Genomic DNA, 26,539 nt, shown 5'->3' with positions numbered 1-26,539 from the left:
AATGAAGCAGTTATTACTGATGAGCAGCTCCCGTAAAGGGAACCTCGGCTATCTGGAGCATGCCGACGAGCAACTCAACACCATTTTGTCTGACAAGATCAAACGAGTGCTCTTCATTCCCTATGCCGGGGTGAGCTTCAGCTTCGACGATTACGAGAAGATGGTCCGGCCGGTATACGAGCGCCTGGGCTATGAGCTGGTGTCCGTCCATCAGTTCGACAACGCCGCGGAGGCGGTGGCGTCGGCCGATGCCCTGGCCGTGGGCGGTGGCAACACCTTCGCCCTGCTGACCCGTCTCTATGAAAACAAGCTGGTCGAGCTGGTGCACGAGCGGGTGGCCGACGGCATGCCCTACATGGGCTGGAGTGCCGGCACCAACGTAGCCTGTCCGACCATCAGAACCACCAACGACATGCCGATAGTGCAGCCGCCTTCCTTCTCGGCGTTTAATCTGGTTCCCTTCCAGATCAACCCGCACTTCATCAGCGGCAAGCCGGTCGGCCACAATGGCGAGTCCCGGGAAGAGCGTCTGGGCGAGTTCCTGGTAATGAATCCGAAAGAGTCCGTGGTGGCCATTCCCGAAGGCACCGCCCTCTATGTACAGGGTGATCAGGCTCGCATCATGGGCGAGTTTGACGGCATGGTGTTCCGCCAGGACAAGGTCGAGACGCTGGCCAGCGGTGGCGAGTTTCCCTTGTCCCAAATTAATGGTTGAGAGGTAACTAATGAGTCTGCAACAAACCCTGGCCGTTTACGAACTGCTCGATGGCCCCAGCGTTAACGGACAAAGCATCGAAGCCCTGTTCCAGCCTTATCTGGAGCATGGCGTTGAGGTAACGGTCAACCGCGTGGTGGAAGAATCCGCCGCCGACTTTATCCGCATCCTGATCAAGGGGCAGGATGGCAAGAGCCAGGGCGGCGGCAGCCGGACCCTGGGCCTGCTAGGACGCAATGGCGCCATCGGTGCCCGGCCGGATCGCCTGGGCATGGTGTCTGACGCCGACGGCGCCGTGACCGTGATCGCGGCGGCGCTGAAGCTGGCGCAGATGAAGGCCAGGGGCGAGCACCTGGAAGGGGATGTTATTATCGGCACCCATATTTCCACCGACGCCGACATCATGCCCCGGGAGCCCGTGGACTTCATGAGCATGCCGGTCAGCTCCACCACCATGAATCAATATGAGGTGGACACGGAGATGGATGCCATCCTGTCGGTGGATACCAGCAAGGGCAATAAGATCTTCAACCACAAAGGCTTCGGCATTACCCCGACGGCCAAGAGTGGCTATATCCTGCGGGTCAGCAACGATTTGTTGCGCATCATGGAACAGACCACCGGCGAACTGCCCAGGGTCATGCCCATTACCACTCAGGATATCACCGACTATGATAACGGCGTTTATCATATCAACAGCATCATGCAGCCGACGGTCGCCACCGCCGCGCCTGTGGTGGGTGTGCCGGTCACGGCCCAGAGTGCCGTGGCCGGCAGCGGCGCCTTCGCCAGCCATGAAGTGGATATTGCTGAAGCGGTGCGTTTCTGTGTTGCCGTGGCCATAGAGTTTACCGACCGTAAACGCTATCGCTGCGACTTCTATGATGAGCAGGAATATCAGACGCTGCTGGGGCACTACGGTTCCCTGGACGTCCTGCAAAAGCTCACCAGCTGACGGGCTGACCGTCGGCACAGCCTTGTTTGTATCCATGGCCCCTCAACAGAGGGGCCATCTTTGTTTCAGGGCCCTGCTGTTGCTGAGGGTTTTTATACCGATCGGATGAATTGTTTGAGCAGACAGTCATCCTGACGAAAGTCGCCGCGACCCGGTCAGGATCTTCCCGCAGAAAGATGCCGGACCAAGCCCGGTATGACGGAGGTTAAAATACAGTGATGTTTTCAGCGGTTGAATGTAGCGCCGATCTTTAATGAAACTGGTATCAGCCGGCCACCGTCCGCTGAATGGCCTCCACCACCGCCCGCAAGCCGTTGCCCCGAGAGGGGCTCAGGTGTTGCAGCAGCTGCAGCTCGGCGAAATAGGTTTCCATATTGAAGGCCCGAACTTGGGCGCTGGTCTTGTTGTTGAGCGCGGCCAGCACCACCGCCATCAACCCCTTGACGATGCGGGCATCCGAATCACAGTGAAACTGCCAGACTCCCGTTTCATCCTGTTCACTCAGCAGCCAGGCCTGGCTTTCGCAGCCGTGGATGGTGTTGGCCTCGAGCCTGTGCTCGGCAGGCAGAGAGGGCAGCTGTTTGGCCAGCTTGATCAACTCCTTGTATCTGGCCTCCCAGCCGTGGGCGGCCTGGAACAGGGCGCGGATCTCGGTATCGGTAATGGTGTCGCCGAACGGATGCATCAGAAAAACTCCCGGGCTTTGTTAATGCCGGCCAGCAGGGCCGTGATTTCCTCATGGGTGTTGTAGAAGGCCACAGAGGCGCGAATGGTGCCCTGTTCCAGCCCAAGGGCCTGCATCAGCGGCATGGCGCAGTGGTGGCCGGTGCGCAGGGCGATACCCTGCATATCCAGCAAGGTCGCCAGATCCTGGGGATGTACCTCGTCCATCACGAAGGAAACCGCCCCGACCCGCACATCGGGCCGGCCGATGATCCGGACGCCGGGAATGGCTTCCAGGCCTGTGATCAGTGCCTCCAGCAGGCTGTGTTCATGTTGGGCCAGGGCCATGCGGTTGAGGCCGGTCAGATAATCCACGGCGGCGCCGAGGGCGATGGCGCCGGCGATATTGGGGGTGCCGGCCTCAAATTTGAAGGGCAGGCGGTTGAAGCTGGTTTGTTCGAAGCTGACGCTGTGCACCATTTCGCCGCCGGTCTGCCAGGGTGGCATCCGCTCGAGCAGCTCTTTCCTGCCGTAGAGGCCGCCGATGCCGGTGGGGCCGAACATCTTGTGGCCGGAAAAGGCGTAGAAGTCGCAGTCCAGTGCCTGCACATCCACCGTCAGATGGCCCATCGCCTGGGCGCCGTCCACCAGGCTGACCGCGCCCACGGCTCGGGCCATGGCGATAAGCTGCCTGACCGGATTGACCACCCCCAGGGCATTGGATACCTGGCTGACGGCCAGCAAGCGGGTGCGGGTACTGAGCAGTCGCTCGGCCGCCAGCAGATCCAGATCGCCTTCGGGCGTCAGCGGAATCACTCGAATCACCGCGCCGGTCGCCGCCGCCACCTGCTGCCAGGGCACGATATTGGCGTGATGCTCCAGAGTCGAGAGCAGGATTTCATCGCCCGCCTGGAGGTGATGCATGCCAAAGCTGTAGGCCACCAGGTTAATGGCTTCGGTGGTGCCCTTGGTCCAGATCAGCTGTTCGGGGGTGGGGGCATTGATAAAGCGCTGCAGCTTGATGCGCGCCGCCTCGAAGGCTTGGGTGGCCTGGGCGCTCAGGGCGTGGGAGGCGCGGTGCACATTGGCGTTGGTGTCCCGATAGTAGTGGTTGAGGGCATCGAGCACCGGCTGGGGCTTCTGGGTGGTGGCGGCGTTATCCAGGTAAACCAACGGATGGCCGTTCACTATCTGGGCCAGGGTGGGGAAGTCACGTCTGAGGGTGTGGATGTCCGGTGCCATGTGCATATTTGTTGGGTGGGCGCTGCCTGGGATCATGGGCCAAAGCCGCCGTTATGACAAGATGCCCTTCACCCGTCCGGCCCCAGCCGGTAGAATGGGCGGCCCTGTTCAGCTGCCGGAAACACCATGAAACTCAATCCACACCAAGACGAAGCCGTGCGCTATATAGCCGGACCCTGCCTGGTGCTGGCCGGTGCCGGCAGCGGCAAGACCCGGGTGATCACCAATAAAATCGCCTATCTGGTGCGCCAGTGCGACTACAAGGCCCGTCATATCGCCGCCGTTACCTTTACCAACAAGGCGGCGCGGGAGATGAAGGAACGGGTGGCGCAAACCCTGGGCAAGGGCGAGGCCCGGGGCCTGATGGTGTCCACCTTCCACACCCTGGGGCTGGATATCATCCGCCGGGAGCACAAGACCCTGGGGTTGAAGTCCGGCTTTTCGCTGTTTGACGATCAGGATCAGCTGGCGCTGATCAAGGAGCTGACCGAACAGGAGCTGGATGGGGAAAAAGACAAGATTTCCCGCCTGCTCAGCACCATTTCCAATTGGAAGAACGATTTGGTGCTGCCGGCGCGGGCGGCCCGGCTGGCGACGGATCCCGAATTGGTACTCTTTGCCCAGTGCTACGAGCGCTACCAGCGGCAGATGAAGGCCTACAACGCCCTGGATTTCGACGATCTGATCCTGATGCCGACCCTGCTGCTGAAAACCAACGACGAGGTGCGGGCTTTCTGGCAGAACAAGATCCGCTACCTGCTGGTGGACGAATACCAGGACACCAACACCAGCCAGTACGAGCTGGTCAAGCTGATTGCCGGCGAGCGGGCCCGCTTTACCGTGGTCGGCGACGACGATCAGTCGATCTATTCCTGGCGGGGCGCCAAGCCCCAGAACCTGGTGTTGTTGCAGTCGGATTATCCCAACCTGCGGGTGGTCAAGCTGGAGCAGAACTACCGCTCCCGGGGGCGTATCTTGCAGTGCGCCAACATCCTGATCGCCAACAACCCCCATGTGTTCGAGAAACAGCTGTTTTCCGAGCTGGGCTACGAGGCCCCGGTGCGGGTGTTGACCGCCAAGCACGAGGAGCACGAGGCGGAGCGGGTGGTGGCCGAGATCATGGGCCACAAATTTATGAACGGCACCCGCTTCGGCGATTACGCCATCCTCTATCGGGGTAACCATCAGTCACGGATCCTGGAAAAGGCGCTGATGACCAACCGCATCCCCTACAAGATCAGCGGCGGCACCTCGTTTTTCTCCCGTGCCGAAATCAAGGACATCATGGCCTACCTGCGGCTGCTGGTGAACCCGGACGACGACAATGCCTTCCTGCGGGTGGTCAATACCCCGCGGCGGGAGATCGGCCCCACCACCCTGGAAAAGCTGGGCACCTACGCCAACAACAGGGGCAAGAGCCTGTTCGCCGCAAGCTTCGAGCTGGGCCTGGAACAAAGCTTAAGCGGGCGTGGTCTGGTGGCGGTGCGCGCCTTCTGCGACTGGCTGGTACGGGTCGGCGATCAGGCCCTGCGCGGCAATGCGGTCGAGGCGGTGCGCGATATGGTCAAGGATATCAACTACGAAGAATGGCTCTATGAGAGCTCGCCCAGCCCCAGGGCCGCCGAGATGCGCATGCAGAACGTCTCCACCCTGTTCAAGTGGGTCAGCCAGATGCTGGAAGGCTCGGAGCTGGACGAGCCGATGACCCTGGCCCAGGTGGTCACCCGGCTGACCCTGCGCGACATGATGGAGCGGGGCGAGGACGAAGACGACGGCGAGCAGGTGCAGCTGATGACACTGCACTCCTCCAAGGGCCTGGAGTTCCCCTATGTGTTTATGGTGGGCATGGAAGAAGGCCTACTGCCCCATCAGAGCAGCATAGACGAGGACAATATCGAAGAAGAGCGGCGGCTGGCCTATGTGGGCATCACCCGCGCCCAGCAGGAGCTGACCTTTACCCTGTGCCGGGAACGGCGCCAGTTTGGAGAGCAGATCCGGCCCGAGCCCAGCCGTTTCCTGCTGGAACTGCCCCAGCAGGATCTGGACTGGGAGCATAACCGCCAGAAGCCGAGCGAAGGCGAGCGGATGCAGAAGGGACAGGCCAGCATCGCCAACCTGCGCGCCCTATTGAAAAAATAAGCCCAATAAAAAGCCGCATCGCTGCGGCTTTTTAACAACGATATCTGTTCGGGCAGTTTGTGGGATTGGTTGGCTTTCAAGCCGACCTTCTGCGCCACGGATGGCGCAGTAGAGCCCCCAGATATGGGTTCACGGCGTGTCGGTGGGAAGCTGATTAATCCCGTTTTATGCTTAACAGACAGCTATTTTCCTTCAGGGTCGCCGTTTTACTCAGATGGCGTCCATCATATAATCGACGGCGTTGGCAATTTCCTCATCGGAGCAATTGCCACAGGCGCCCCGCGGCGGCATGGCGTTGAAGCCATTCAGCGCATGGTTCACCAGGGTGTCGCGGCCTTGAGCGACACGGGGACCCCAGGCGGCGGCATCACCCTTGATAGGGGCGCCGGCGGCACCGGTGGCGTGACAGGCGGAACAAGCCGCATTGAATACGGCTTCGCCACTGCGCGGTTCGGCCGGCTCACCACCGGTGCCGCCGGCGGCAGTATCTACGATACCTTCGAGATCCTTGGCCGTGTAAACGCTGCCGACCGGCTTGGTGCGCTCGGCAATGGCTTCGGATGACATATCATTGGCGGCGTAGGCCATACCACTCAAAGAGGCAGCGGCAACGCCGGCAAGCAACAGATTTCTTAACAGGCTCACCTTATTATTCTCCCAGTTGGCTTCATTTTTTCCGTAAAACCCGGCGAGTATACCCCAAGTGTCGGGGGCATTAAATGGCTCAGGTAAAGAGCCGGGCGGCACTTTTTAGCAACCCGGCTCTTCGGAACCGGACAAGATTTAGCAGGCCGGAAGACTTGACCCTTTATGCTATTATGGCGACTCTCTTTAGATAAAAGTTGTTGCCAGTAGTAGGGAGCAAACAATACCAATGAACGACAACAGCAAGGCGCAGAATGATCACCCGGATAGCCCGCAGGTGATGGATCAGATCGATCGTATCGTTACCCTGTGGAAGCGTGCACGCCCGGATCTGGATTTTAACAGCACGGAAGTCATCGGCCGGCTGGTGCGGATGGAGTATTTTGTCACCCGCCGGGTGCTGCAGGATCTGGCCCGCTACGACCTGAACGTGGGCGAGTTTGATGTGTTGGCCGCCCTCAGGCGCCATCCCCCTTATTTTCAGCTGTCACCCAACCAGCTGCAGGTCATGGTGTTGATCTCATCCGGCGCCCTGACCAACCGTATCAATCGCCTGGAAAACCGTGGCCTGGTCACCCGGACCCAGGCGGATCATGACCGGCGTGGTGTCATCGTCACCCTCACCGAAGACGGCTTCAAGGTGGTGGAAGAGGCGGTTAAATTTCACCTGGCGGCGGAAGCCGAGCTGGCCGGGGCCCTGACCGGCGAAGAGCGGGGGCAGCTTTCTGCCCTGCTCAAAAAAATGCTGCTGGTGGCAGAAGACTGATGGCAGCCGGCCTCTCAGTGGGTCGCCTTTTTTCCCTTTCCTGCTGATACTAAAAACAGGCTGCCTGTTTTACGAACCGCCCATGACATCATGGCAGCCTTTCCCCAAGGAGGTCAGGCAATGAAGCTTTACTACAAGTCCGGCTCCAGCTCGCTGGCCCCCCATATAGTGCTCGCCTGGCTGGGGTTGCCCTACGAACTGGAAAAGGCCGATACCCGGGATCCTGAGTTTCTTAAAATCAATTACATGGCGGCGGTTCCCGTGCTGATCACCGAGGATATGGGGGCGCTTTACCAGACCACGGCCATCCTGCGCTATCTGGCGCGGCTGCCCGAAGGGGAGTTTCTGGGACCAGGCACGGATCCGGTCTTGCAGTACCAGTGTGATTATTGGCTGAGCTTTTTCTGCTCGGATGTATTCGGGGCCTTTGTCCCCTATTTTGCCCCGAAAAAGTACACCACGGATCGCAGCTACGCGGCTCAGGATGCGGTTAAGGCCGCCGTTCCCGCACGGGTAGAGCGGCTGTTGCAGCGGATGGACAACCACCTGGCCAGCCGTACCTACTATATGGACGAGCACAAAAGTATTGTCGATGCCTATGGTTTCACCATGGCCTTCTGGGCGACCCTGGTGATGCCCGATGGACTGGCCCCCTATACCCATCTGGCGCGGCATTTCCAGGATATGAAAGAAGATCCCGGGGTGTGCAGGGCGTTGGAGGAAGAGGGCCTGCAGTTCTAGGGACATATCCTAGTGCCTGGCGACAATCAGCACAGTGCCTATCACTGTGGCCAGGGCGCCCAACCAGGCGCCATTGGCCGGGCGGCGTTTCATCACCAGCCACAGTAACGGCAGTACCAGCACCGGACTGACCGAGCTGAGCATGGCCACCATCCCCACTTCACCGTAGCGCAGGGCCAGCAAGATCAGCGTCATCCCCACACCCATGGCCAGCAGGGCATTCAGGGCGACCATGCCGAATACCGGCCAGGTGATGGTGCGCAGGGGCCTGGCCAGGGAAAGTCCGCACCACAACAGGGTCAGATGGGCGAGGAAAGCTACCGTCATGCGGATGGCGGAGGCGGAAACCGGATCCACAGTACCCTCCATGGTGGGCTTGACCATCAGGGTTGCCACCGACTGACACAGGGCCGACAACAGCCCCAGGCCGATGCCCGGCCAGGGGCTGCCGTTGTCTTGTTCCCAGGCGTGGGTTTCGTTGTTGCGCTTGCCCATGAAGATGGCGGTCATCACCCCACCGACCAGCAGGAAACAGCCGACCAGGGTCCAGCCTGCGATGATTTCACCGAAGATAAGATAAGCCAGCAAGGCGGAAAACAGCGCATGGGTGGCGAACAGCACGCCTGCCCGGCGGGGGCCGAGCCGGTTCATGGCGGCAAATAGGGCAGTATCGCCGATAAAAATGCCGATCAGTCCCGAAATAGCCATAATCGCCACGGAATCAGGGGTGAGTGTCGCCCAGCCGCCGGTCACCAGGGCGACCAGCCAGAGCATCAGGCTGACACAGAACATGCGCCAGCGGGAAAAGGCGACCGCCCCCAGGTGGCGGGCGGCATTGGCGGACAGCAAGCTGGCCACGGCCCAGCAGGCGGCGGCGGCCAAGGCCAGATAATCGTAGGAAAAAGCCATGAAAGCACTGATAAAAAGCAGGAAAGGGCCAGTCTAGCAAGTTTTATCGGCAACGGCAGTGGCCTGCCGACAAAATATCCCCGGCGGCCAGGGATTTGCCCGGCCGCCGCGAACAGGGTTTAATAACCGACCTCATGGCGATAACAAGAGCATTCCATGCGCATACTGCACACCTCCGACTGGCACCTGGGCCAGCATTTCATGGGTAAAACCCGGGCCGCCGAGCACCAGGCTTTCTTTGGCTGGCTGATCGAACAGATCGGCCAGCATCGGGTGGATGTGGTGCTGGTAGCCGGCGATGTATTCGACACCGGCTCGCCGGCCAGCTATGCGCGCGAACTGTATAACACCTTTATCGTTGAAATACAGAAAACCGGCGTCGAACTGGTGATACTGGGTGGCAATCATGATTCGGTCGCCATGCTCGGCGAAGCCCGGGAGCTGCTGGGTTGTCTCAACACCCATGTGATCCCGGGCGTGCTGGCTAATCCGGCCGACCAATTACTGGTGCTGCCCCGGCAAGGCGGCGAAGCCGGCGCCATCCTCTGCGCCATCCCCTATATCCGTCCGCGGGATGTGCTGGAAAGCCGGGCCGGTCAGAGCGGTACCGACAAGCAACAGGCGCTGATGGCCGCCATCCAGGCCCATTACCAGTCTCTGTTTGAACAGGCTCAGGCCATGCGGGATGAGCTGGCGCTGCCCCTGCCGATTATCGCCACCGGCCACCTCACTACGGTCGGGGCCAGCAGCAGCGATTCGGTGCGGGACATTTATATCGGCAGCCTGGAGGCCTTTCCCGCCGGCGCCTTCCCGCCGGCCGACTATATCGCCCTGGGTCATCTCCATAAAGGCCAGAAGGTGGCCGGACTCGAACATGTTCGCTATTGCGGTTCGCCGCTGGCCCTCAGCTTCGATGAGGTCGGCCAGCAGAAGCAGGTATTGCTGCTGGAGTTTGCCGAAGACCGGCTGGCGACGGTCACGCCGCTGGCGGTACCCCAGTTTCAGCCCCTGGCGCGGGTTAGGGGTACGCTGGCCGAGCTGGAGCCCTTGATTGCCCGGGCGGCGGAGCAGGCGCCACCCGGACAAAACGTCTGGCTGGAAGTGACGGTCAGCGGCGATGACTATCTCAGCGATCTTCAGTCCCGCATTCAGCAATTTACCCGGGAGCTGCCGGTGGAGGTGCTGGGCATCAGGCGGGCCCGCAGTGAAAAAGGCAACAGCCTGACCGCCCAGTCCCGGGAAACCCTGGCCGAGCTCGGGCCGCTGGAGGTCTTCGAGCGCCGCCTGGCCCAGGAGCAGCTGGATGAACCCCTGCAGCAACAGCTGAGCGAGCTGTACCGGCAGATGCTGGTTCAGGTACAGGAGCAGCCGGCATGAAAATCCTGAGCCTGCGGCTAAAAAACCTGAACTCCCTGAAAGGGGAGTGGAAAATCGACTTTACCCAGCAACCTTTCGATGCCAGCGGCCTGTTTGCCATAGTGGGGCCGACCGGCGCCGGCAAGACCACCCTGCTGGATGCCATCTGCCTGGGGCTCTATCACCAGACTCCCCGGATGAAAAACGTGTCGGCGGGTGGCAACGAGCTGATGACCCGACACACCGCCGAATGCCTGGCGGAGGTGGAATTCGAGGTCAGGGGCGAGGGCTACCGGGCCTTCTGGAGTCAGCGGCGGGCCAGGGGCAGGGCGGACGGCAAGCTGCAGGCGCCGAGGGTTGAGCTGGCCAGGCTCGACGGCACCATTATCACCGACAAGGTCGGCGACAAGCTGAAAAGCACCGAGCAGCTGACCGGGCTGGATTTTGGCCGTTTTACCAAGTCGATGCTGCTGGCTCAGGGTGACTTTGCCGCCTTCCTGCATGCCGATGTCAACGAGCGGGCCGAACTGCTGGAAGAGCTGACCGGCACCGATATCTATGGCCAGCTGTCCCGTCAGGTATACGAACAGGCCCGGGAGGCCAGGGTCGAGCTGGCCCAGCTGGAAGCCAGGGCCCAGGGGGTGGAGCTGTTAACGGATGACCAGCGGGACGAGCTGAACCGCGAGCTGGCGCAAACCGAGCAAAACCGCCGGCAACTGGCCGGTCAGCACCAGGCGCTGCAGGCCGAGCTGGGCTGGTGCCTTGAGCTAGAAAAAGCCGAACAGCAGCTGCAACGGGCCCAGGACGCCGAGCGGCTGGTGCAGCAGCAATATCAGGCACAACAGGGACAACTCGGCCGGCTGGCCGTTGCCGAACCGGCCGTTCGGCTGCATCCGCTCTGGCAAAGCCTGAACAGTTGCAAGGCCCGCCATGACCAGGTCCGGCAGCAGCTGGCAACACTGATCCAGGAGCGAGGGCTGGTCGGTGAGCGGCTGGTGCAACACCATTGGCAGGCGCTGCAGTTCAGCGGCCAGATCAAGGCGCAGTATCAGTCCGAACTCGAGCGGCTGACCGGACAACAGCGGCAATTAACCCGGCAACTGGCGGCCCGGCCGGACGGTGCCCGGCTGGGAGAGCAACTGGCGGAGTGGCGCGGGCAGATAACGGCCTGTGAGGGCCAGCAGCAGACGGTGACCGAGCTTGAACAGGAATGGCAGCAGCTCACCCTGCAACAGCAAAAGCTGGCGAAACAGTTTGCCGAACTGGAGGTCGCCGCCGGCGCGGCGGGCGGGCGGCTCGATACGGCCGGGCAAGCGGTGGCGGAGCGGCAACAGCAGCTGGCGTCGGTACTGACGGGACAGACAGAAGCCGAGCTGCGCCAGGCAGAACAGACTTTACGGCAACAGCAGGGCAGCCGGCTGGAGCTGAAACAGCTGGCCGGACGGCAACGGGCGTTGCAGGACCAGTTGCGGGAACTGGCGCAACAACAGGGTGCGCGCCAGCCCGAGCTGGATAAGCTGGCATCGGCGTTGAGTCAGTTGCGCGACGGCTACAAGCAGCTGCGTGAACAAATCCAGGACAAGGAAACACTGCTGGTGCAGGAAAAGCGTATCCGCGAACTGGAGCACTATCGGGCCGCATTGCAGCCGGAGCAAGCCTGCCCCCTGTGCGGCAGCCGCGAGCATCCGGCCGTCGCTGCCTATCAGGCCCTGGATAACGGCACCGAGCAGGCGTTGGCCGAAAAACGCCGGCAACTGGCGCAGCTGGAACAGAGGGGGACCGAGCTCAACCGGCAACAGGCCAGGCTGGGTGCCGAAGCGGAGCAGGCCGATAAGCTGCGGCAGCAGATACAGGCCGAACTCCGGGACATCAACCGCAGATGGCAGCAATTACAGGCCGAGGCCGGGCTGTCGCTAACGGGCCGGGATGGGCTGGAGAGCTGGCTTGACCAGCAGCAGCAGGCCCAGGATGAAGCCGGCCGGAAGGTGCAACGGCTGGATCAGGTGACCGCCGAACTGGTCCAGGCCCGGCAGCAACTTGCGGAGGCAGAAGGCGCCCTGGATAAGCTCAGGCACAGCCAGGCGCTGTTACAACAAAGTCGACAGGATCATGAGCAGCAGCTGGGCAAGCTGAGCAGCCGCATCGAGCAGCAGGCATCTCATCTGGCACGGCAACGGCAGGCCCTGGCCGACAGGCTGGGGCAGATGGGTTACCGGCAGCCCTCGAGCTGGCCGGTCTGGCTGGAGGAGCGGGAGCAGGAATGGCAGCTCTGGCAGCACAACCAGCGGCAGTTGCAGCAATTGGAGCGACAGCAGGGCGAGTTGCAGTATCAGCTGCAGGCGGCCGAACAGGAATGGCAGGGCTGGCAGTTGCGCTGGCAACAAGGAGGGCAGCCGACGCCGGCGGCACTGGCACCGGCCGAGCATCCCCGCCAGGCGTTGGCCGAGGCCGCCTCACAGAGTCAGCAGCTGCAACAGCAGCGGGTCGAGCTGGACACCCGCGTGCAGCTGCAGCAGCAACGGCTGGCGGAGCTTGCCGATGAGCTGACGACGCAGGAGCATGGCTGGCGGCAGGCGCTGGCGTTGAGCCCCTTCGGCGACGAAAGCGCATTCAGGCAGGCCCTGTTGCCGGAGGACGAGCTGCAACAGTTGCGGCAGTTGCAACAGGGGCTGGAACAGGGGCGGAGCGAGGCGCAGACCCTGGTACGCCAGGCTCAGGGGCGGCTGGACGCGCTGCGGGCCGAGCCCGTAACCGAGCGTAGCCGGGGCGAGCTGAGCGATGCGCTCGATGAGCTGCAGCGGACCATCGATGAACTGCTGCAGAAATCCGGTGCGCTGCGCGGCCAGCTGTCGGCGGATGCACAGCGGCGTTCCCGCCAGCAGGCGTTGTTTGCCGAGCTGGCCGCCAAGCGAGCGGATTATCGGCTCTGGGAACAGCTCAACAGCCTGATCGGTTCGGCGGACGGCGCCAAATACCGGCGCTTCGCCCAGGGGCTGACCCTGGATCACCTGGTGTACCTGGCCAACCGGCAGCTGGAGCGGCTGCAGGGACGCTACCAGCTGGCCCGCAGGGCCGGCGGCGAACTGGAGCTGGTGGTGATCGACACCTGGCAGGCGGATGCGGCACGGGATACCCAGACCCTGTCCGGCGGCGAGAGCTTCCTGGTCAGCCTGGCGCTGGCACTGGCGCTGTCGGATCTGGTGAGCAGCAAGACCAGCATAGATTCGTTGTTCCTGGATGAAGGCTTCGGCACCCTGGATGCGGATACCCTGGAAGTGGCGCTGGATGCGCTGGATGCCCTCAACGCCAGCGGCAAGATGATTGGGGTGATCAGCCACATAGAGGCGCTCAAGGAACGCATCCCGATACAGATCAAATTGAGTAAGAGTCACGGTCTGGGGTTGAGCAGGCTGGCACCCCAGTTTGCGGTGGAATAAGGAAGGCCGGGGAAACCCCGGCCTTCAACCGTTAACGAGCTCCCGATTGCCGGCTTACAGCAGCGCCGGGATACCGGGCAGCATGCCGATGGCGGCCATGGTGCCGACCAGGATGATGAAGGTCAGCGCCGGGATAATCCAGCGATCCAGGTGCGGCAAGCTGTTGCCGCGCTCCTTGTCGCCAATCAGTCCCAGGTTGTCGAGCAGCATGGTCAGCGACCAGCCGAACACCGGGTTCACGAAGGCGGAGGCGAAGATCACTATACCCGCGGATTGGCAGTTTTTGGGATCCCGGGTCATCTGCATGCCGGCTTCCAGCAGCGGCAGGAATACCCCGACAATCAGCGCGACGCGCAGCACCGGGGCCCACACCGCCAGATCCATGGGGTAACCCCAGATGGCGGCGATGACGCAGAAGACCCCGGTCAGTACGGCGCCGGCCGGAATCGGCCGCTTGGCGATGGCCGCGGGGATCATATAGGTGCCCCAGGACGAAGTCAGGTTGCCGCCGCCCAGTATGCTGCCCACGGTCTGGCGTACCGACGCCACCGCCATGGTATCGTCGACGTTCATCAGTACCCTGTGGGCCTTTTCCGGATAGTTCAGTTCCTGGAACACCCGATGACCCATGAAGTCGGGAGACCACATGGCCACCGCCAGGATGGCAAAGGGCGCGACGGCCACAAAATGGTGCAGCTCGGGCCAGCCCATCTGCCAGCCGGTATCTGCTCCCCACCAGTAGCTCGGGCTCAGGTGCGGGATGCCGGGTTCGGTGACAAACTCGAAGGGCGCGCCCAGCAGCAGGGCGATGGCCAGGGCGATACCCGAACCCAGCGGGATCGACAGCCAGCGCATCTTGAAACGGGCCAGCAGGGCGTACATCAGCACTGTGCTGAAGATCACCGCAAAGCCGATATGACCCATGCCGATGCCGTCGGCCCAGCCGTTCAGCGCCTTGACCTGGCTGAACAGGCCCACGGCACCCAGGTAAATCAACAGGCCGCCGCGTACCCCTTCACTGGTGAGCGACATCAGCTTGGTCCCTCCCTTGGTGATGCTGAGCAACAGGCCGAACAGGCCGACCATGATGCCGAGCGCCATGGGGTGTCCCCCGGCGCCGATGATCAGCGGGATCAGCGGTATCATGGGGCCATGGGTGCCGGCCAGGTTGGCATTGGGATTGAGTAGCCCGGAAAACAGGATCACAAACAGCAGGGCGGCGATCAGCATCTCGAAGCGGACGTTTTCCACCACGAATTCGCTGGACAACCCCAAGGGACCGGCAAAGGCGGCGACCACGGCGGCGACCATCACTATCTTGCCGATGGTGGCGGCCAGGGCCGGCACCAGATCTTCCAGCTCGAAGTGATAATCCCGGAAGGGCAGGTTCAGCCGCCAGCGTTTGGGCGACATGATCGACAGCTCATGTTCCAGGTAGGCGGTACGGCTGTCAAAGGAGCGCCGGGGGCGGCGCTGGGAACGGTAGCTCTGGGTAGTGGCATCTGACACGGTGATCTCCTTGATGATGGTCATCTAGCTGGTGTCATATCAGAGCCTCAGTATCTGCCGTGTTACATCTTTGTGGTATTGGACATAAGTCTTAGAACATTTGATTAACAACTGCTCGGTTGTTGGGTATGGCAGCCGTCGAGCACGGTATTGATGAAGTTCTGCAGGGCAGGGGAGTGATTGTGGGTGTTCCAGGCAAAGGACACCGACATGTCACACCGGGCCAGCTCAGGCATGTCGATGAAGCTCACACCGGGCGGCGATATCCACTTACAGTCGCCCGGGACGATGGATATGCCCAGGCCGGCGGCCACCAGGCTGAGGATGGTGACATTGTCTGCGCCTATTTGGACCACCTTGGGATAGAAGTCCTGCTGGTGCAGATAGGCAAGCAGCTTGTCGTAATAAACCGGGGACGAGCTGCGTGGCCCCCAGACAAAATTATACCGGTTCAGTTGATGAACTTTATCGGGCGGCGAGTCGACCAGGGGGGAATTCTCGGGCACGGCCAGTACCAGATTATCCTTGTGAAACAAGCGGGTTCTTAAATAGTCGGGGATCTCGTCTCCCATATAGAGAAAACCGGCGTCTATGGAGCCGTCTTTCAGTTTTTCGCTCTGGGGGCCGGACAGCAGGGGATAGACCTCCAGTGCCACCTGGGGGTAGCTGTCCCGGAAGCCGGACAGCACCTGTTTTATCTCCGGTACCCACAGATGGGAAACCGTGACCCCCACGGCCACCTTGCCGGTGATGCCCTGGCCCAGGGCGGTGATGCGGGCCATGATTCTTTCCCTGGTTTCCAGCAGCTGTTTTGCTTCTTCGTACAGCGCTTTGCCGGTGACCGTGAGCGCAATGCCCTTGGCGCCGCGCTCGAACAGGCTGCCCCCTAACGCGGCTTCCAGGGCATGGATCTGGCGGGTCAGGGCCGGCTGGGCGATATGCACCTTGCGGCTGGCCGCAGAAATGGAGCCTTCTTCCACTATGGCGACGAAATAACGTAACTGACGAAAATCCATAGTGTCTGCTCCGGCAGTCTCGGTCTGGGGGTATACCCATGCTATAAAAGTATGGGTTATATATTTATTTAATATTTTTTATATTGCTGTCGCAACCGTTATCTTCTAAGTGACCGCCCGCCTCAGGTGGGTAATGGAACCACATCGCGAAGGAGATGCTGTATGCGAATCAACCACTGGATAGGGCTGCACTTTGTGCTTTGCACCCTGGCCATGATCTGGCCCGGAGCCCTGCTCGCCAACCGCTATGAACCCACTGTGCTGGGCCTGCCGTTTCTGTTCTTCTGGTACATCCTGTGGATGTTTCTGCTGTTTGCCGGCTTGCTGGCGGCCTTTATCAAGGTGCATGGAGGCAAGCGTGATGTCTGATTCGCTTATCGTCACAGGGATCACCCTGTCCTATCTGGTGCTGGTGTTATGGGTGGGACTGCGGGCCCGCACCAAGGGCACGGGTTCCAGCCTGGAGGAATATGTGGCCGGCGGTCGTCATGTCGGTGTGGTGATCCTGTTCTTCATCCTGGGAGCGGAAATATTTTCGGCGTTCGCCTTTTTGGGCGGGCCGGGTTGGGCCTATAAGCACGGTGCTCCGGCATTCTATGTGCTCGCTTATCTGAGCCTGGTGCCCATAGTGATCTGGGTGATGGGGCCGCGGGTGCGTGAACTGGGTAAACGGCATGGTTACCTGACCCAGGCCGACATGATTGCCCATCACTATCAGAGCAAGAGCCTGGGCGCTTTTACCGGCCTCATCAGTATAGTGGCGCTGGTGCCCTACCTGGCCATCCAGATCGCCGGCGCCGGTATGCTGTTCCAGGCTGCGACCGGTGGTCTGGTACCCTTCTGGCTGGGAGCCCTGCTCGCTTTCCTGGTGGTGGCCGTATATGTGTACTGCAGTGGCCTGGGCGGTATCGGTTGGACCAACCTGCTGCAGGGGGTGATGATGGTGTGCATCGCCTGGTTTCTGGGCTGGGCGGTGACCGACCGCCTGTTTGGTGGTGTAGGTCCCATGTTTGCGCAGATCCACCTGCAGATGCCGGAATATCTGGTGATGCCGGGCGCTACCGGCGTCATGGGCTGGGGCGCCTTCAGTACCGCCATCCTGGTCAGTGCCTTCGGCGGCGCCATGTGGCCTCATCTGTTTATGAAATTCTATTCGGCCGACAGCGCCTATACCCTGCGCAAGGTGAGTGTCTTCTACCCGCTGTTTGCCTATCTGCTGGTACCGCTGCTGTTGATCGGCTTTGCCGGTGTGCTGGCCTTTGCCGATGCCCCCCTGGCCAAACCCGATGAAGTGTTGCTGAAATTGGTGATGGAAGTGGCCAACTTTTCTCCCTGGGTGATTGGCATCATGCTGTCCGGGGCGCTGGCGGCGGCCATGTCCACCGGCGCCAACCTGGCACATACCGCCGCCACCATAGCGGTGCGGGATATCCTTTGTATTTCTGTGATGCGGCACGCCTCGGAACAAGCGGTGGTGCGGGCTATTCAGCTCGGTGTGCTGGTGGTATCCCTGCTGGGCTATCTGTTCGCCCTGTATAACCCCGCCTCGCTGGTGGCCGTGCTGCTGGGGGCCTACGGCCTGATTGTGCAGTTGCTGCCCATCGTCTTTGGTGCACTCTTTATGCCGACCCTGCGCACGGGCTCCGTGGTTGCCGGCGCCGTCCTGGGCGGTGCCCTGACCATGCTGTATCAGTTCTATCTGTCCTCGCCGCTCGGCTTCCATCCGGGTTTCTGGGGTTTTGCCCTCAACGTGCTGGTGGTGGCTGTCTGGCAGCTGCTGATGAATAACAAGGCTCAGGCCATCGTTTCTAAAGCATAAGGTAACAGTATGAATATCAACGAGTTGATTGCGGGCACCATCGACAAGGTATATGCCGGTATCGAGCTGCTCTACAAGGACATCCACCAGCATCCGGAGCTGCCCTTCGAGGAGGTTGAAACCAGCCGCAAGCTGGCCGAACAGCTGCAAAGGACAGGTTATGAGGTCACCACCGGCATCGGCAAGACCGGCGTGGTCGGCCTGCTGCGCAACGGCGAGGGTCCCTGCGTGATGCTGCGCGGCGATATGGATGCCCTGCCCATCCGCGAACAGACCGGGCTGGACTATGCCAGCTGCCGGCACTCGGCCTCCGGTGTGCCGGTGATGCACGCCTGTGGCCACGATCTGCACGCCAGCTGCCTGACCGGCGCGGCCGCCGTACTCCATGCCCTGCGGGAGCACTGGCAAGGCACACTGATGATAGTGCACCAACCGGCGGAAGAGATTTTTAGTGGCGCCCAGGCCATGCTGGCCGACGGCCTCTATGAGCGCATCGGCCGGCCAGACGTGATCCTGGGGCAGCATAATATGCCGGCATTGGCCGGTATGGTCGGTCACCTGCCAGGCCAGGCCATGTCCGCCGCGACCACCCTGGGGGTGACCATACACGGTGACGGCGGTCATGGCTCCATGCCGGCGCAGACGGTGGATCCCGTGGTGATTGCCGCCCATGCGGTGGTGCGTCTGCAGACCATCGTCTCCCGTGAGGTGGAGCCGAGCGAGCATGTCGTGGTGACGGTCGGCAAGTTGCAGGCGGGTACCCAGGGTAATGTTATCCCGCACAGTGCCGAGCTGGAAATCAACGTGCGCAGCTTCAGCGATGAGGTGCATGGCAAGGTGATAGCGGCGATCAAGCGTATTATCGATGCCGAGTGCCAGGCCGGCCGCTCACCCAAGCCGGCGGAATACCGGGTATTGACCGAGACTATCACCCTCAACAACGACGGGGCCACGGTCGAAAGGTTGCGCCGGGCCCATGGTGATTTCTTCGGTGATGAGCTCATCTTTGAAATGAAACGTCTGGGCGGCAGCGAGGACTTTCCCTATTTTGGCAACGCCGCCGCCGGTGGCTTTGGCGGGGAGGACATTCCCTACGCCTACTGGTTTATCGGTGCAGCGACCCCGGAGAACTGGCAAAAGACGACAGGGGACAAGGTCTCCGAGCGCATGCTCCAGCTGCCTATGCCCCATTCACCCTACTATGCCCCGGATCGCCAGCCATCGCTGATCACCGGCATGGCGGCCATGGTGACCGGGGCGCTGGCATTCCTGAAACGTTAACGTAGGCCTTGCTCACTCCGCTGAAGGCAGGCTCCTATCCGAGCCTGCTTTCATGGAGGATGAAAGCGGTGTTCTGTGCCAGTATCAAGGGTCACCTATAAAGGAAGGAGGCCACTATGATCACCGTGCACCATCTGGACAACTCCCGCTCCCAGCGGGTCCTGTGGATGCTGGAAGAGCTGGGGCTGCCCTACGAAATAATACTCTACCAGCGGGATGCAGATACGCAACTGGCGCCTGCTAGCCTGAAGAGGGTGCATCCGCTGGGCAAGGCGCCGGTGCTGACCGACGGCGCCATCACCATGGCCGAGTCCGGCGCCATCATCGACTATCTGGCCCAGCACTATGGCCGGGAAACCCTGTTGCCGGCTGTGGGGACGCCGGCCTATCGGGAGTATGTGTACTGGCTGCACTACGCCGAAGGCTCGCTGATGCCTCCGCTGCTGGTCAGGTATATTTTCGAGCAAATACGGGCGGCCCCCATGCCTTTTTTCGTCAGGTTTATCATCAATAGGCTGGTGGCTCAGGTGAACCGGCGGTTTCTGGATAACCAGCTGCACAGCCACCTGGGTTTTGTCGCCGATCACCTGGCCTGTCATGAATGGTTTGCCGGCGACAGCTTCAGCGCCGCCGACATCCAGATGAGTTTTCCCCTGGAAGTGGCCATGACCCGGGCCAATGCGGCCGACAGCTATCCCAGGCTTAAAGCCTATGTCGATAATCTGCAGGTCCGGCCTGCCTACCAAAAGGCGCTGGCGGCAGGTGGACCCTATCGCTATGGATCCGGTCGACCTCCTGTCGATTGATCAATGCTGTTTAGTATAGAAGGGTGGCTTATCTTGTCTTCTTTGGTTGGCGCCCTCGGGGAGTGATCTGGAATAACAGCCTGCTAAAAGTTCCTGCTTTTATCCGCATGGGTTCTTTTTAGTGTCCTCGGTCCGGCCCATCGGCAGGAGGCTAGGTCGGTGTCTGCCGCTTTCATGAAAAAATTGCTTTAAATCTGCTCGCTATGGATAATTTTGTTTTTCTATCAAAAGGTTACCCTTGTTTTCCCGTATATGATGGCACCAAAAAATTCATTAATGAGCGCGTCATTTTATAACATTTGTGTTAAATACCGTCTCAAAAATGAGAGTGGTTATTAAGCCGTGTTATTAATTTTATTGGTTATATTTCTAAATGGTTTGTTGAAAATCATATTCGGTACATCTCGTTTTAATTGGCTCCGCTAACCTTTAACACAGGGTTAGGTAGGAGAACCCTGAATTCGCCCAGGATATATGGAATGGCGAAATTATTAGACACTAAAGTAAAGGAAGAGGGATTTTACCATGTCTATTCAAAAGAAAACATTGGCAGTTTTGGTTGCGTTATCACTTGGCGCTTCATTCGGTGCGGCTGCGAATCCTTGGGGCGGCGGGTATGGACAGCCTAAGCACGAGGACGGAGGAACAAATAATAACGATGATGGTAATCAGGCCGTTGATAAGAGTGTTATCGTCGATGTAGATATTAATAAAAAATATATTTGGAAAACAGATATAGATTATAGGACTTACACTAAAATCCATAAGGATATTAAGGTTGCCAAGCAGTATAACAATACCTATCAGGTTGGATATACCGGCGATACTAAGTCTAAGTCAGATGTATATGCCAGTTCTGATGCCTATAGCGGTAACTATGCTAAAGCCAAGCAAGACAGCACCAACCTTGGCCTTGGCCTTGGCCTTGGTCTTGGCCTGGGTGTCGGTCTCGGTAACGGCGAAGGCGGCGACGGTATCGGCGTGGGCATCCTTGGCTTTGGTATTGGCCTGAGCGATGGAGACGGCGTGGGTGTTGGCGTGGGCGTGGGAACCGGCGTGGGTGCTGGCTTAGGCTTGGCAGCACTGGTCCCCGATCAGGATCTTGATCAGAAAGCCTTTGCTGGTGCCTCGACCAATGTATTGTCTGTGTCTTTGATCCGGTCGGGCAACAACACAGTAGGCAACTCTGCTGCGACCCACGGTATTAACGTGCAACAGGCGATTTCTGGACAAAGCGCCCTTGGGCAACAAAGTGTGAATGTAAACTCTAGTCTGCAGTTCTAACCTTTAATGCCGGCCCTACGGGGCCGGTTAATTTCTTGGAGGGGATATGAAAAGGGTAATATTGCTGTCGGCTTTTTTGAGTTCTTCCATCTTTGCTAGCCAGGAGTTGGATATGCTTCCGGCAGCGGATGATGCCTTGCTAGGCGAAAGCAGAGGGATGGCACAATTGTATAATCAGGAAAATGATACCGCTCAGGGTGGCGTTATAGCAGGGAACAATATGGCTAACTCTATTACCGGGATTAATAATATCTCAGCGGGTGCCTTGTCTGGTTCCAATGGGATTATTATGGTCAATCTGACTTCTGGTAATTTTAACGTTACCAATATGAGTGCGTCTGTTAACGTGATATCGGCAAAATAATATGAAAAAATTATTATTAATGATGGTTTTCTTTCCAGCGGTAACTTTTGCATTGAACTTGCCGGGGACAGGAGGGGGGCATCTGAGAGTACCGGTAAAGAGCTTCGGGGAAATAAAATTTGGGGAGGTCGTTAAGCAGCAGTATGACTTTAGTTGTGGTTCTGCGGCACTGGCCTCCTTGCTTACTCACCATTATGGGATGCCATTCACAGAAGCAACCGTTTTTGAGGAAATGTTTAAATTTGGAGACAAGGATAAGATAGAAAAAAAAGGTTTTTCCATGTTGGATATGAAGGAGTTTTTAGCAAGGAGAGGTTTGAAAGCAGATGGATACAGGTTGGAACGGGAGGATATTATCAATCTGGGGATACCTGCCATAGCCTTGGTTAACTACAATGGCTATAACCACTTTGTGGTGGTGAAGGGGGTGATGGACGATAAGGTTCTGGTTGGCGATCCTTCATTGGGATTGCATATAATGGATGGCGAGAGTTTCGACAAGAGCAGTAACGGTATTTTTCTTTTTATAAGAGACAGTACCGAGCTTGCGAAAGCCAGCTTCAATCAGAAAGAAGATTGGGAACACTCGGCCCCAAATGCCCCATCGAGGATGGCATTTATGCAACAGCTGCCACACCTTACAGATTTGATGTTGCCGTCTGAATATGATTACTGATTGAGGTGAGAATGATGAAGTGGCTGATGGTAACAATTTTAATTCTACCTGCTATAGCCTTTTCGAAAAGTTATAACGCTTCTCTTGAGAGCATACCCACTTTACCAGAGAGTATGTTGGAGCAGCAACGAGGAGGCTTTTATCTTCCTGGTATTAATTATTCAATAGGATTGAGAATGGAGGCTTTGGTTAATGGTGATAGGGTGTTTTTTAGTGATGTATTCAATATGGCCAACAATAGGCTGATGTTGCCAGCTGTAAATGGATTGCCCGCTGGTCTTAGAATTACTCCTCTAAACGGGAATGGCCAGGTGGGTTATTTGATTGAAAATTCAGCCAATGGAATAAGGACCGATGTGAAACTAGAGATTGATATAGTTACGCCCAGATCCTTGGATTCCATGATAAGGCAACAACATGTATCTACCCGACTGCGTTCAGCAACTAAAGTGGGTTATTAGTGACTAGTAGAACCTGACTAGTTACTAGCTACTAGTTATTGGTGGCTAGTCACTAACGGGCGGTGGCTTTTTTAAATATTTTATAAGTTGAAACTAATATGTACTTTACACTTTGGTCATTGATTTTTAAACTCAATAAAGCCCGGTGAGCGACAACGATTAAGCCCGCCGGGTTTTTATTTAGCCTCAAATGAGGCGATTATTGTTTATTTTATTTATTTTTTCAAATGTTTATGATTATTTTTTGTTGTGCTCTTAATTCTGAGTCATTCTGTTCTATAGTGATAGGCATCAATGGATGATGGATATGGTGGTGCAAAATGACCTTAGAAAGGGAGGTCTTGGTCCTTCAACATTCTTCGAGTGTGCGGGTATGGGACAATCAATACCTGGATTGGTCCCTGGTCCGTCATTCTAGTCTGAAAACAGCCGGCTTGTACCTAGACAGTTCAGAAACATCGGTAGCCATCATTGACTGCAGTGATACAGAGAAACCAAGTTTCAGGCTGGAACGATGGCTAGATAACTATGAAGGCGTGTTTTGGATTGCCATCCTTTCTCAGTGCCAACTGTTGAAGAAGGAGTGGCAACTGTTTGTCGCAATGCATTGTTATGACTACCATACGACCCCAGTATCGGAAGAGAGGCTATTCATTACCATAGGGCGGGCTTATGGTATGACTCGGCTCAAGAATAAGTTAAATCTGTCATTTCAAAGAGGCGAGATAGTTGGGCGTCATGAAAAGTTCCAGAATACATTAATCTACCTGCAAAGCCATAAAGGTGAATGCCTGACACTTTCAGGTGAGCGCGGTACAGGAAAGCGCTTGCTCACCAAAAGCTTGGCTGAGTTACGAGGGTTGCAGTTTTTGGAGCTAGATGCCAGCCGTATTGACCCAGCTGTTTACATATCTCGATTTAATTCCATTGTTTCTAAGTGTTCCGAGAAGCCAATCTGCTTATACATAAATGGTGTTGAGCTTCTTCCCCGCTATGTACAGCACCATATTTCTGGTTGTGCATCCATCGATAACATTAAATTTGTTTTTGGTTGTAAGGTAAGCTCAAATGAATTGGATGAACTTGATGCATTTGTTCCCGAATTTTTATTGCTGTTAAATAAGTGTTGGATTGACATCCCTCCATTAAGAGATAGGGGGAAAGATAAACTGATCCTGGCTAAATATTATCTTTACAAACTAAGCCGGGAGCTGGGTAAATATTCATTGGGATTTGCTAATGACGCCGAAGATGCTATAGAAAAATATAGTTGGCCAGGGAATGTCACTGAGCTGATCGAAAAAGTCATGTCTGGCTTATCTTGTTCTGAAACCGACTACTTAAATGCGGAATCCATGGAGCTGGATGATAAGTTGACTCCCGAGAGTAGTAATTTGAGCTTGCGTAAGGCAAGGGAGGAGGCGGATGCACTCGCGATAAAAAGAGTGCTTGAGCTGGTGTCGGGCCGTCCGGGGAGAGCGGCCGAGTTGCTCTGTATTTCCAGGGCGTCGTTGCATCGTCTGATAGCAAGATATGGGATTAGGAGATAAGAATGAATAAAAGGATAATATTTGCCGGCCTACTGCTATCCGTAGCGGGCTCAGTGCAGGCACAAGACAGGCAGGTTGTCGATACAGTAGCCAATGCCCTTGATACCCAGGGGCTACTGACCCCCGCAGGGCATTTTGAAATTGAGCCCTCGTTCAGCTATTCCCAGAATACATCAAACCGTATATCTATCTTGGGCTATAGTGTACTGCCCGCCTTGGTTGTGGGGTTAATTCAAGCCGAAGATTCAGACTTGGCTACTTTAACCTGGGGTCTGGCGGCGCGCTACGGGCTAACCAACCGGATTGAACTGGAGATGAGGGTACCTTGGGTTTACCGGCATGATAGTTACACATTCAGAGAGCCCGGTGGGCCAGAAGTAACTACCAGCACCTTTGTCTCCAACGGTGGTGGCCTGGGCGATATCGAAGGGGCAATTCGCTACCAATTCAACCTGGAGTCGGTTCCCTTCTGGATCGGTGGACTCAGAGTGAAATCCGATACGGGGGATTCTCCGTTTGACCAGGAATTGAACAGCGACGGTATTTTTTCGGATCCGCCTACCGGCTCGGGCGCCTGGGCTATCGAGCCCAGCCTGACCCTTATTTACCCCTCAGATCCGGCGGTGTTGTTCGGTAGCGCCGGTTATACCTGGAACCTGGAGGCAGACGCAGGCCGGGATTTAGACGGTGATGACAGGGCAAACGATAATGTCGATCTGGGGGACAGTTTTTTCCTGGGGATGGGCATGGGGTTTGCGGTGAACAATCGTCTTTCTTTCAGCCTGGGGGTCAACCACAGGACGGTGTTTATTTCCCGGGTCAATGGCAGGAGGGCGAGCGGCGCCGAGGTCCTGCAGTTGGATAGCCTGACCACAGGTTTTTCGCTCGCCTTGACCGACAGAACTTCCATCAATATGAACTTGCAGGCGGGTTTAACGGAGGATGCGCCCGATGTTCAGGTGAATTTCGGTATGCCAATCTCGTTCTGACATGGGGGCGGCAGGGCCAGGGCGGCCAGTCTCGAACATGGGGGTTACCGCTGTGGATGATGAAGTCTAAACCACGGGAAGGTAACCCCATGCTCGGCTGGTAATCGCGTCGTAGCAGGAGGTTTGATAACGTTAGCTGTTTTCCAGCAGTAGATCCGCAAACACAAAGCCATCGCGCTTGACGATTTCACCGATGCGGATCTCGAGTTTCTTCCGGAACATGGGACCATCGAATACAAAACTGTGGAATTCCCCGTTTTCGCCGCAGGGATCTGTGCCCTCAGGTAACGCCGCCAGCAGAGCCTCATCGAGTTCCCGACCGGCAAAGGCTTCCGGTACTTTTTCAGGGTCAAGGCAGGTAATCAGGGTGCGCAGGCCAGTGCGAAACATTTCTCCCGGCAAGGTGGCCGTCGAGGTTCCCCAGATGGGGAACACAGCTTCGATACCGGTGTCTTTCAGCTTTTCCTCCCGGTAATTGCGCACATCCTCAAGGAACAGGTCGCCAAAGCCAAAACATTCGATGCCTCTGTCTTTGGCGTTCTTAACGAAAGCGGCCATGCGCTCCGCGTATTGTGCGTTGCTGCAGGGATAGGGGATAGAGATCACCTCCAGCGGCAGGCCTATGCTCTCTGCCTGCTGTCGCAGCAGCTCGGCCCTGACGCCATGCATGGCGACCCGATCAAAGGCTTCATTCACAGTGGTGAACAGGCCGACCACATCAAACTCCTGACTCTGCTGCAGCGCATATAGTGCCCAGGCACTGTCCTTGCCGCTGCTCCAGGACATAAGGGTTTTTCTTTTCATCTGTATCCTTTTTATATGGCGCCCTCTCGCTGCCAAGCAAAATGTCCACAAGGTACACTGGGCCTGCCCGGCGCCATGGGCAGAGTTTTGATTGCTATGGTAACCCGGATTTTATCATGACGCTGGTCGCCATGTTACGACGGCGGCTTTCCTACAATCCGGGCTTTAGTCCGCAGCCCGGAGCTCGATATGCAGTCCGTGCTTTCGAAATTTACGCACCACCCTGGGCTGGCTGATACTGGGGCCTGAGCGCCTTCCTTGAGGTAAAGCATATGGTCGGACCGGCGCCCTGACGCGCAGATGTTCAGACTGCTGTTGCGGCTTGTGGCAACGGCTGTTCAAACCGCAATGGCAGGACTGGCGCCGCCGCCGTTGACCGGCTGCCGATGGCAGGATAACGTGCAGGGTATCG

Annotated in this window: 24 protein-coding genes; 17 read left to right on the top strand and 7 right to left on the bottom strand. The window is 57.9% G+C overall.

Going from position 1 to position 26,539, the window contains the following annotated elements; all coding sequences use genetic code 11:
* Window position 1: 1 nt before the first annotated feature.
* Entirely contained in the window at window positions 2–715 is a 714-nt protein-coding gene (gene pepE, locus ABD806_RS15480; protein ID WP_344959661.1) for a dipeptidase PepE, read from the top strand.
* 10 nt (window positions 716–725) lie between these two features.
* Window positions 726–1,670, top strand: coding sequence for a DUF1177 domain-containing protein (locus ABD806_RS15475; protein WP_344959658.1), 945 nt, complete (start codon window positions 726–728; stop codon window positions 1,668–1,670).
* A 265-nt stretch (window positions 1,671–1,935) separates the two neighbouring features.
* On the opposite strand, the gene csdE is transcribed toward ABD806_RS15475, so the two are convergent.
* Window positions 1,936–2,355, bottom strand: coding sequence for a cysteine desulfurase sulfur acceptor subunit CsdE (csdE, locus tag ABD806_RS15470; RefSeq protein WP_344959656.1), 420 nt, complete (start codon window positions 2,353–2,355; stop codon window positions 1,936–1,938).
* Complete coding sequence (locus ABD806_RS15465; RefSeq protein WP_344959654.1) at window positions 2,355–3,575, bottom strand: aminotransferase class V-fold PLP-dependent enzyme; 1,221 nt, start codon at window positions 3,573–3,575, stop codon at window positions 2,355–2,357. The genes csdE and ABD806_RS15465 overlap by 1 nt, the downstream gene beginning before the upstream one ends.
* A 126-nt stretch (window positions 3,576–3,701) precedes the next feature.
* Between ABD806_RS15465 and rep the strand changes: the two genes are divergently transcribed.
* On the top strand, window positions 3,702–5,714 hold the full coding sequence (rep, locus tag ABD806_RS15460; RefSeq protein ID WP_344959652.1) for a DNA helicase Rep: 2,013 nt from the start codon (window positions 3,702–3,704) through the stop codon (window positions 5,712–5,714).
* A gap of 210 nt (window positions 5,715–5,924) precedes the next feature.
* On the opposite strand, the gene ABD806_RS15455 is transcribed toward rep, so the two are convergent.
* Window positions 5,925–6,302 (bottom strand): c-type cytochrome, encoded by a 378-nt coding sequence (locus tag ABD806_RS15455; protein ID WP_425583151.1) that lies wholly within the window; start codon window positions 6,300–6,302, stop codon window positions 5,925–5,927.
* Window positions 6,303–6,588: 286 nt separating this feature from the next.
* Here ABD806_RS15455 and ABD806_RS15450 point away from each other — a divergent pair, with 286 nt between their 5' ends.
* Together ABD806_RS15450 and ABD806_RS15445 are read left to right on the top strand one after the other, a co-directional pair.
* Window positions 6,589–7,125, top strand: a complete 537-nt coding sequence (locus ABD806_RS15450; RefSeq protein WP_344959648.1) for a MarR family winged helix-turn-helix transcriptional regulator — start codon at window positions 6,589–6,591, stop codon at window positions 7,123–7,125.
* A gap of 120 nt (window positions 7,126–7,245) precedes the next feature.
* Window positions 7,246–7,866, top strand: coding sequence for a glutathione S-transferase family protein (locus tag ABD806_RS15445; protein ID WP_344959646.1), 621 nt, complete (start codon window positions 7,246–7,248; stop codon window positions 7,864–7,866).
* Window positions 7,867–7,875: 9 nt separating this feature from the next.
* On the opposite strand, the gene ABD806_RS15440 is transcribed toward ABD806_RS15445, so the two are convergent.
* Entirely contained in the window at window positions 7,876–8,775 is a 900-nt protein-coding gene (locus ABD806_RS15440) for a DMT family transporter (protein WP_344959644.1), read from the bottom strand.
* A 156-nt stretch (window positions 8,776–8,931) separates the two neighbouring features.
* On the opposite strand from ABD806_RS15440, the gene sbcD reads away from it, so the two are divergent.
* On the top strand, window positions 8,932–10,152 hold the full coding sequence (gene sbcD / locus ABD806_RS15435) for an exonuclease subunit SbcD (RefSeq protein WP_344959642.1): 1,221 nt from the start codon (window positions 8,932–8,934) through the stop codon (window positions 10,150–10,152).
* Window positions 10,149–13,568 carry an AAA family ATPase gene (locus ABD806_RS15430; RefSeq protein ID WP_344959640.1) on the top strand — a complete coding sequence of 1,140 codons (3,420 nt, stop codon included), beginning with the start codon at window positions 10,149–10,151 and terminating at the stop codon, window positions 13,566–13,568. Before sbcD ends, ABD806_RS15430 begins: the two co-directional genes overlap by 4 nt.
* A gap of 54 nt (window positions 13,569–13,622) precedes the next feature.
* Here the strand turns inward: ABD806_RS15430 and ABD806_RS15425 are convergent, their stop codons facing one another.
* Together ABD806_RS15425 and ABD806_RS15420 are read right to left on the bottom strand one after the other, a co-directional pair.
* Complete coding sequence (locus ABD806_RS15425; protein WP_344959638.1) at window positions 13,623–15,077, bottom strand: DUF3360 family protein; 1,455 nt, start codon at window positions 15,075–15,077, stop codon at window positions 13,623–13,625.
* A gap of 104 nt (window positions 15,078–15,181) precedes the next feature.
* Window positions 15,182–16,093, bottom strand: a complete 912-nt coding sequence (locus tag ABD806_RS15420) for a LysR family transcriptional regulator (protein WP_344959636.1) — start codon at window positions 16,091–16,093, stop codon at window positions 15,182–15,184.
* A 162-nt stretch (window positions 16,094–16,255) separates the two neighbouring features.
* Here ABD806_RS15420 and ABD806_RS15415 point away from each other — a divergent pair, with 162 nt between their 5' ends.
* From ABD806_RS15415 to ABD806_RS15370, 10 genes are all read left to right on the top strand, one after another.
* Window positions 16,256–16,462, top strand: a complete 207-nt coding sequence (locus tag ABD806_RS15415; RefSeq protein WP_344959634.1) for a hypothetical protein — start codon at window positions 16,256–16,258, stop codon at window positions 16,460–16,462.
* Window positions 16,455–17,912 (top strand): sodium:solute symporter family protein, encoded by a 1,458-nt coding sequence (locus tag ABD806_RS15410; protein WP_344959632.1) that lies wholly within the window; start codon window positions 16,455–16,457, stop codon window positions 17,910–17,912. Before ABD806_RS15415 ends, ABD806_RS15410 begins: the two co-directional genes overlap by 8 nt.
* Before the next feature lie 9 nt (window positions 17,913–17,921).
* A complete protein-coding gene (locus tag ABD806_RS15405; RefSeq protein ID WP_344959630.1) occupies window positions 17,922–19,193 on the top strand; it encodes an amidohydrolase in 1,272 nt (423 codons plus the stop codon).
* A 116-nt stretch (window positions 19,194–19,309) separates the two neighbouring features.
* A complete protein-coding gene (locus ABD806_RS15400; RefSeq protein ID WP_344959628.1) occupies window positions 19,310–19,999 on the top strand; it encodes a glutathione S-transferase family protein in 690 nt (229 codons plus the stop codon).
* A 525-nt stretch (window positions 20,000–20,524) separates the two neighbouring features.
* Window positions 20,525–21,283 carry a hypothetical protein gene (locus tag ABD806_RS15395; protein WP_344959626.1) on the top strand — a complete coding sequence of 253 codons (759 nt, stop codon included), beginning with the start codon at window positions 20,525–20,527 and terminating at the stop codon, window positions 21,281–21,283.
* A 46-nt stretch (window positions 21,284–21,329) separates the two neighbouring features.
* The gene (locus ABD806_RS15390) at window positions 21,330–21,647 is read left to right on the top strand and encodes a hypothetical protein (protein ID WP_344959624.1); all 318 of its coding nucleotides are present in this window, start codon (window positions 21,330–21,332) and stop codon (window positions 21,645–21,647) included.
* Window position 21,648: 1 nt separating this feature from the next.
* Window positions 21,649–22,323: a C39 family peptidase gene (locus ABD806_RS15385; RefSeq protein ID WP_344959622.1), complete on the top strand. Its 675-nt coding sequence runs from the start codon at window positions 21,649–21,651 to the stop codon at window positions 22,321–22,323.
* Window positions 22,324–22,334: 11 nt separating this feature from the next.
* On the top strand, window positions 22,335–22,784 hold the full coding sequence (locus ABD806_RS15380) for a hypothetical protein (protein ID WP_344959620.1): 450 nt from the start codon (window positions 22,335–22,337) through the stop codon (window positions 22,782–22,784).
* A 320-nt stretch (window positions 22,785–23,104) separates the two neighbouring features.
* On the top strand, window positions 23,105–24,334 hold the full coding sequence (locus ABD806_RS15375) for a VpsR-related response regulator (RefSeq protein ID WP_344959618.1): 1,230 nt from the start codon (window positions 23,105–23,107) through the stop codon (window positions 24,332–24,334).
* Window positions 24,335–24,336: 2 nt separating this feature from the next.
* Window positions 24,337–25,323, top strand: a complete 987-nt coding sequence (locus tag ABD806_RS15370; RefSeq protein ID WP_344959616.1) for a transporter — start codon at window positions 24,337–24,339, stop codon at window positions 25,321–25,323.
* A gap of 132 nt (window positions 25,324–25,455) precedes the next feature.
* Here the strand turns inward: ABD806_RS15370 and ABD806_RS15365 are convergent, their stop codons facing one another.
* On the bottom strand, window positions 25,456–26,127 hold the full coding sequence (locus tag ABD806_RS15365) for a Dph6-related ATP pyrophosphatase (protein WP_344959614.1): 672 nt from the start codon (window positions 26,125–26,127) through the stop codon (window positions 25,456–25,458).
* Window positions 26,128–26,539 lie beyond the last annotated feature (412 nt).

The organism is Zobellella aerophila, assembly GCF_039539325.1.
Taxonomy (GTDB): domain Bacteria; phylum Pseudomonadota; class Gammaproteobacteria; order Enterobacterales; family Aeromonadaceae; genus Oceanimonas; species Oceanimonas aerophila.
This window is presented reverse-complemented; position numbering and strand designations above follow the sequence as displayed.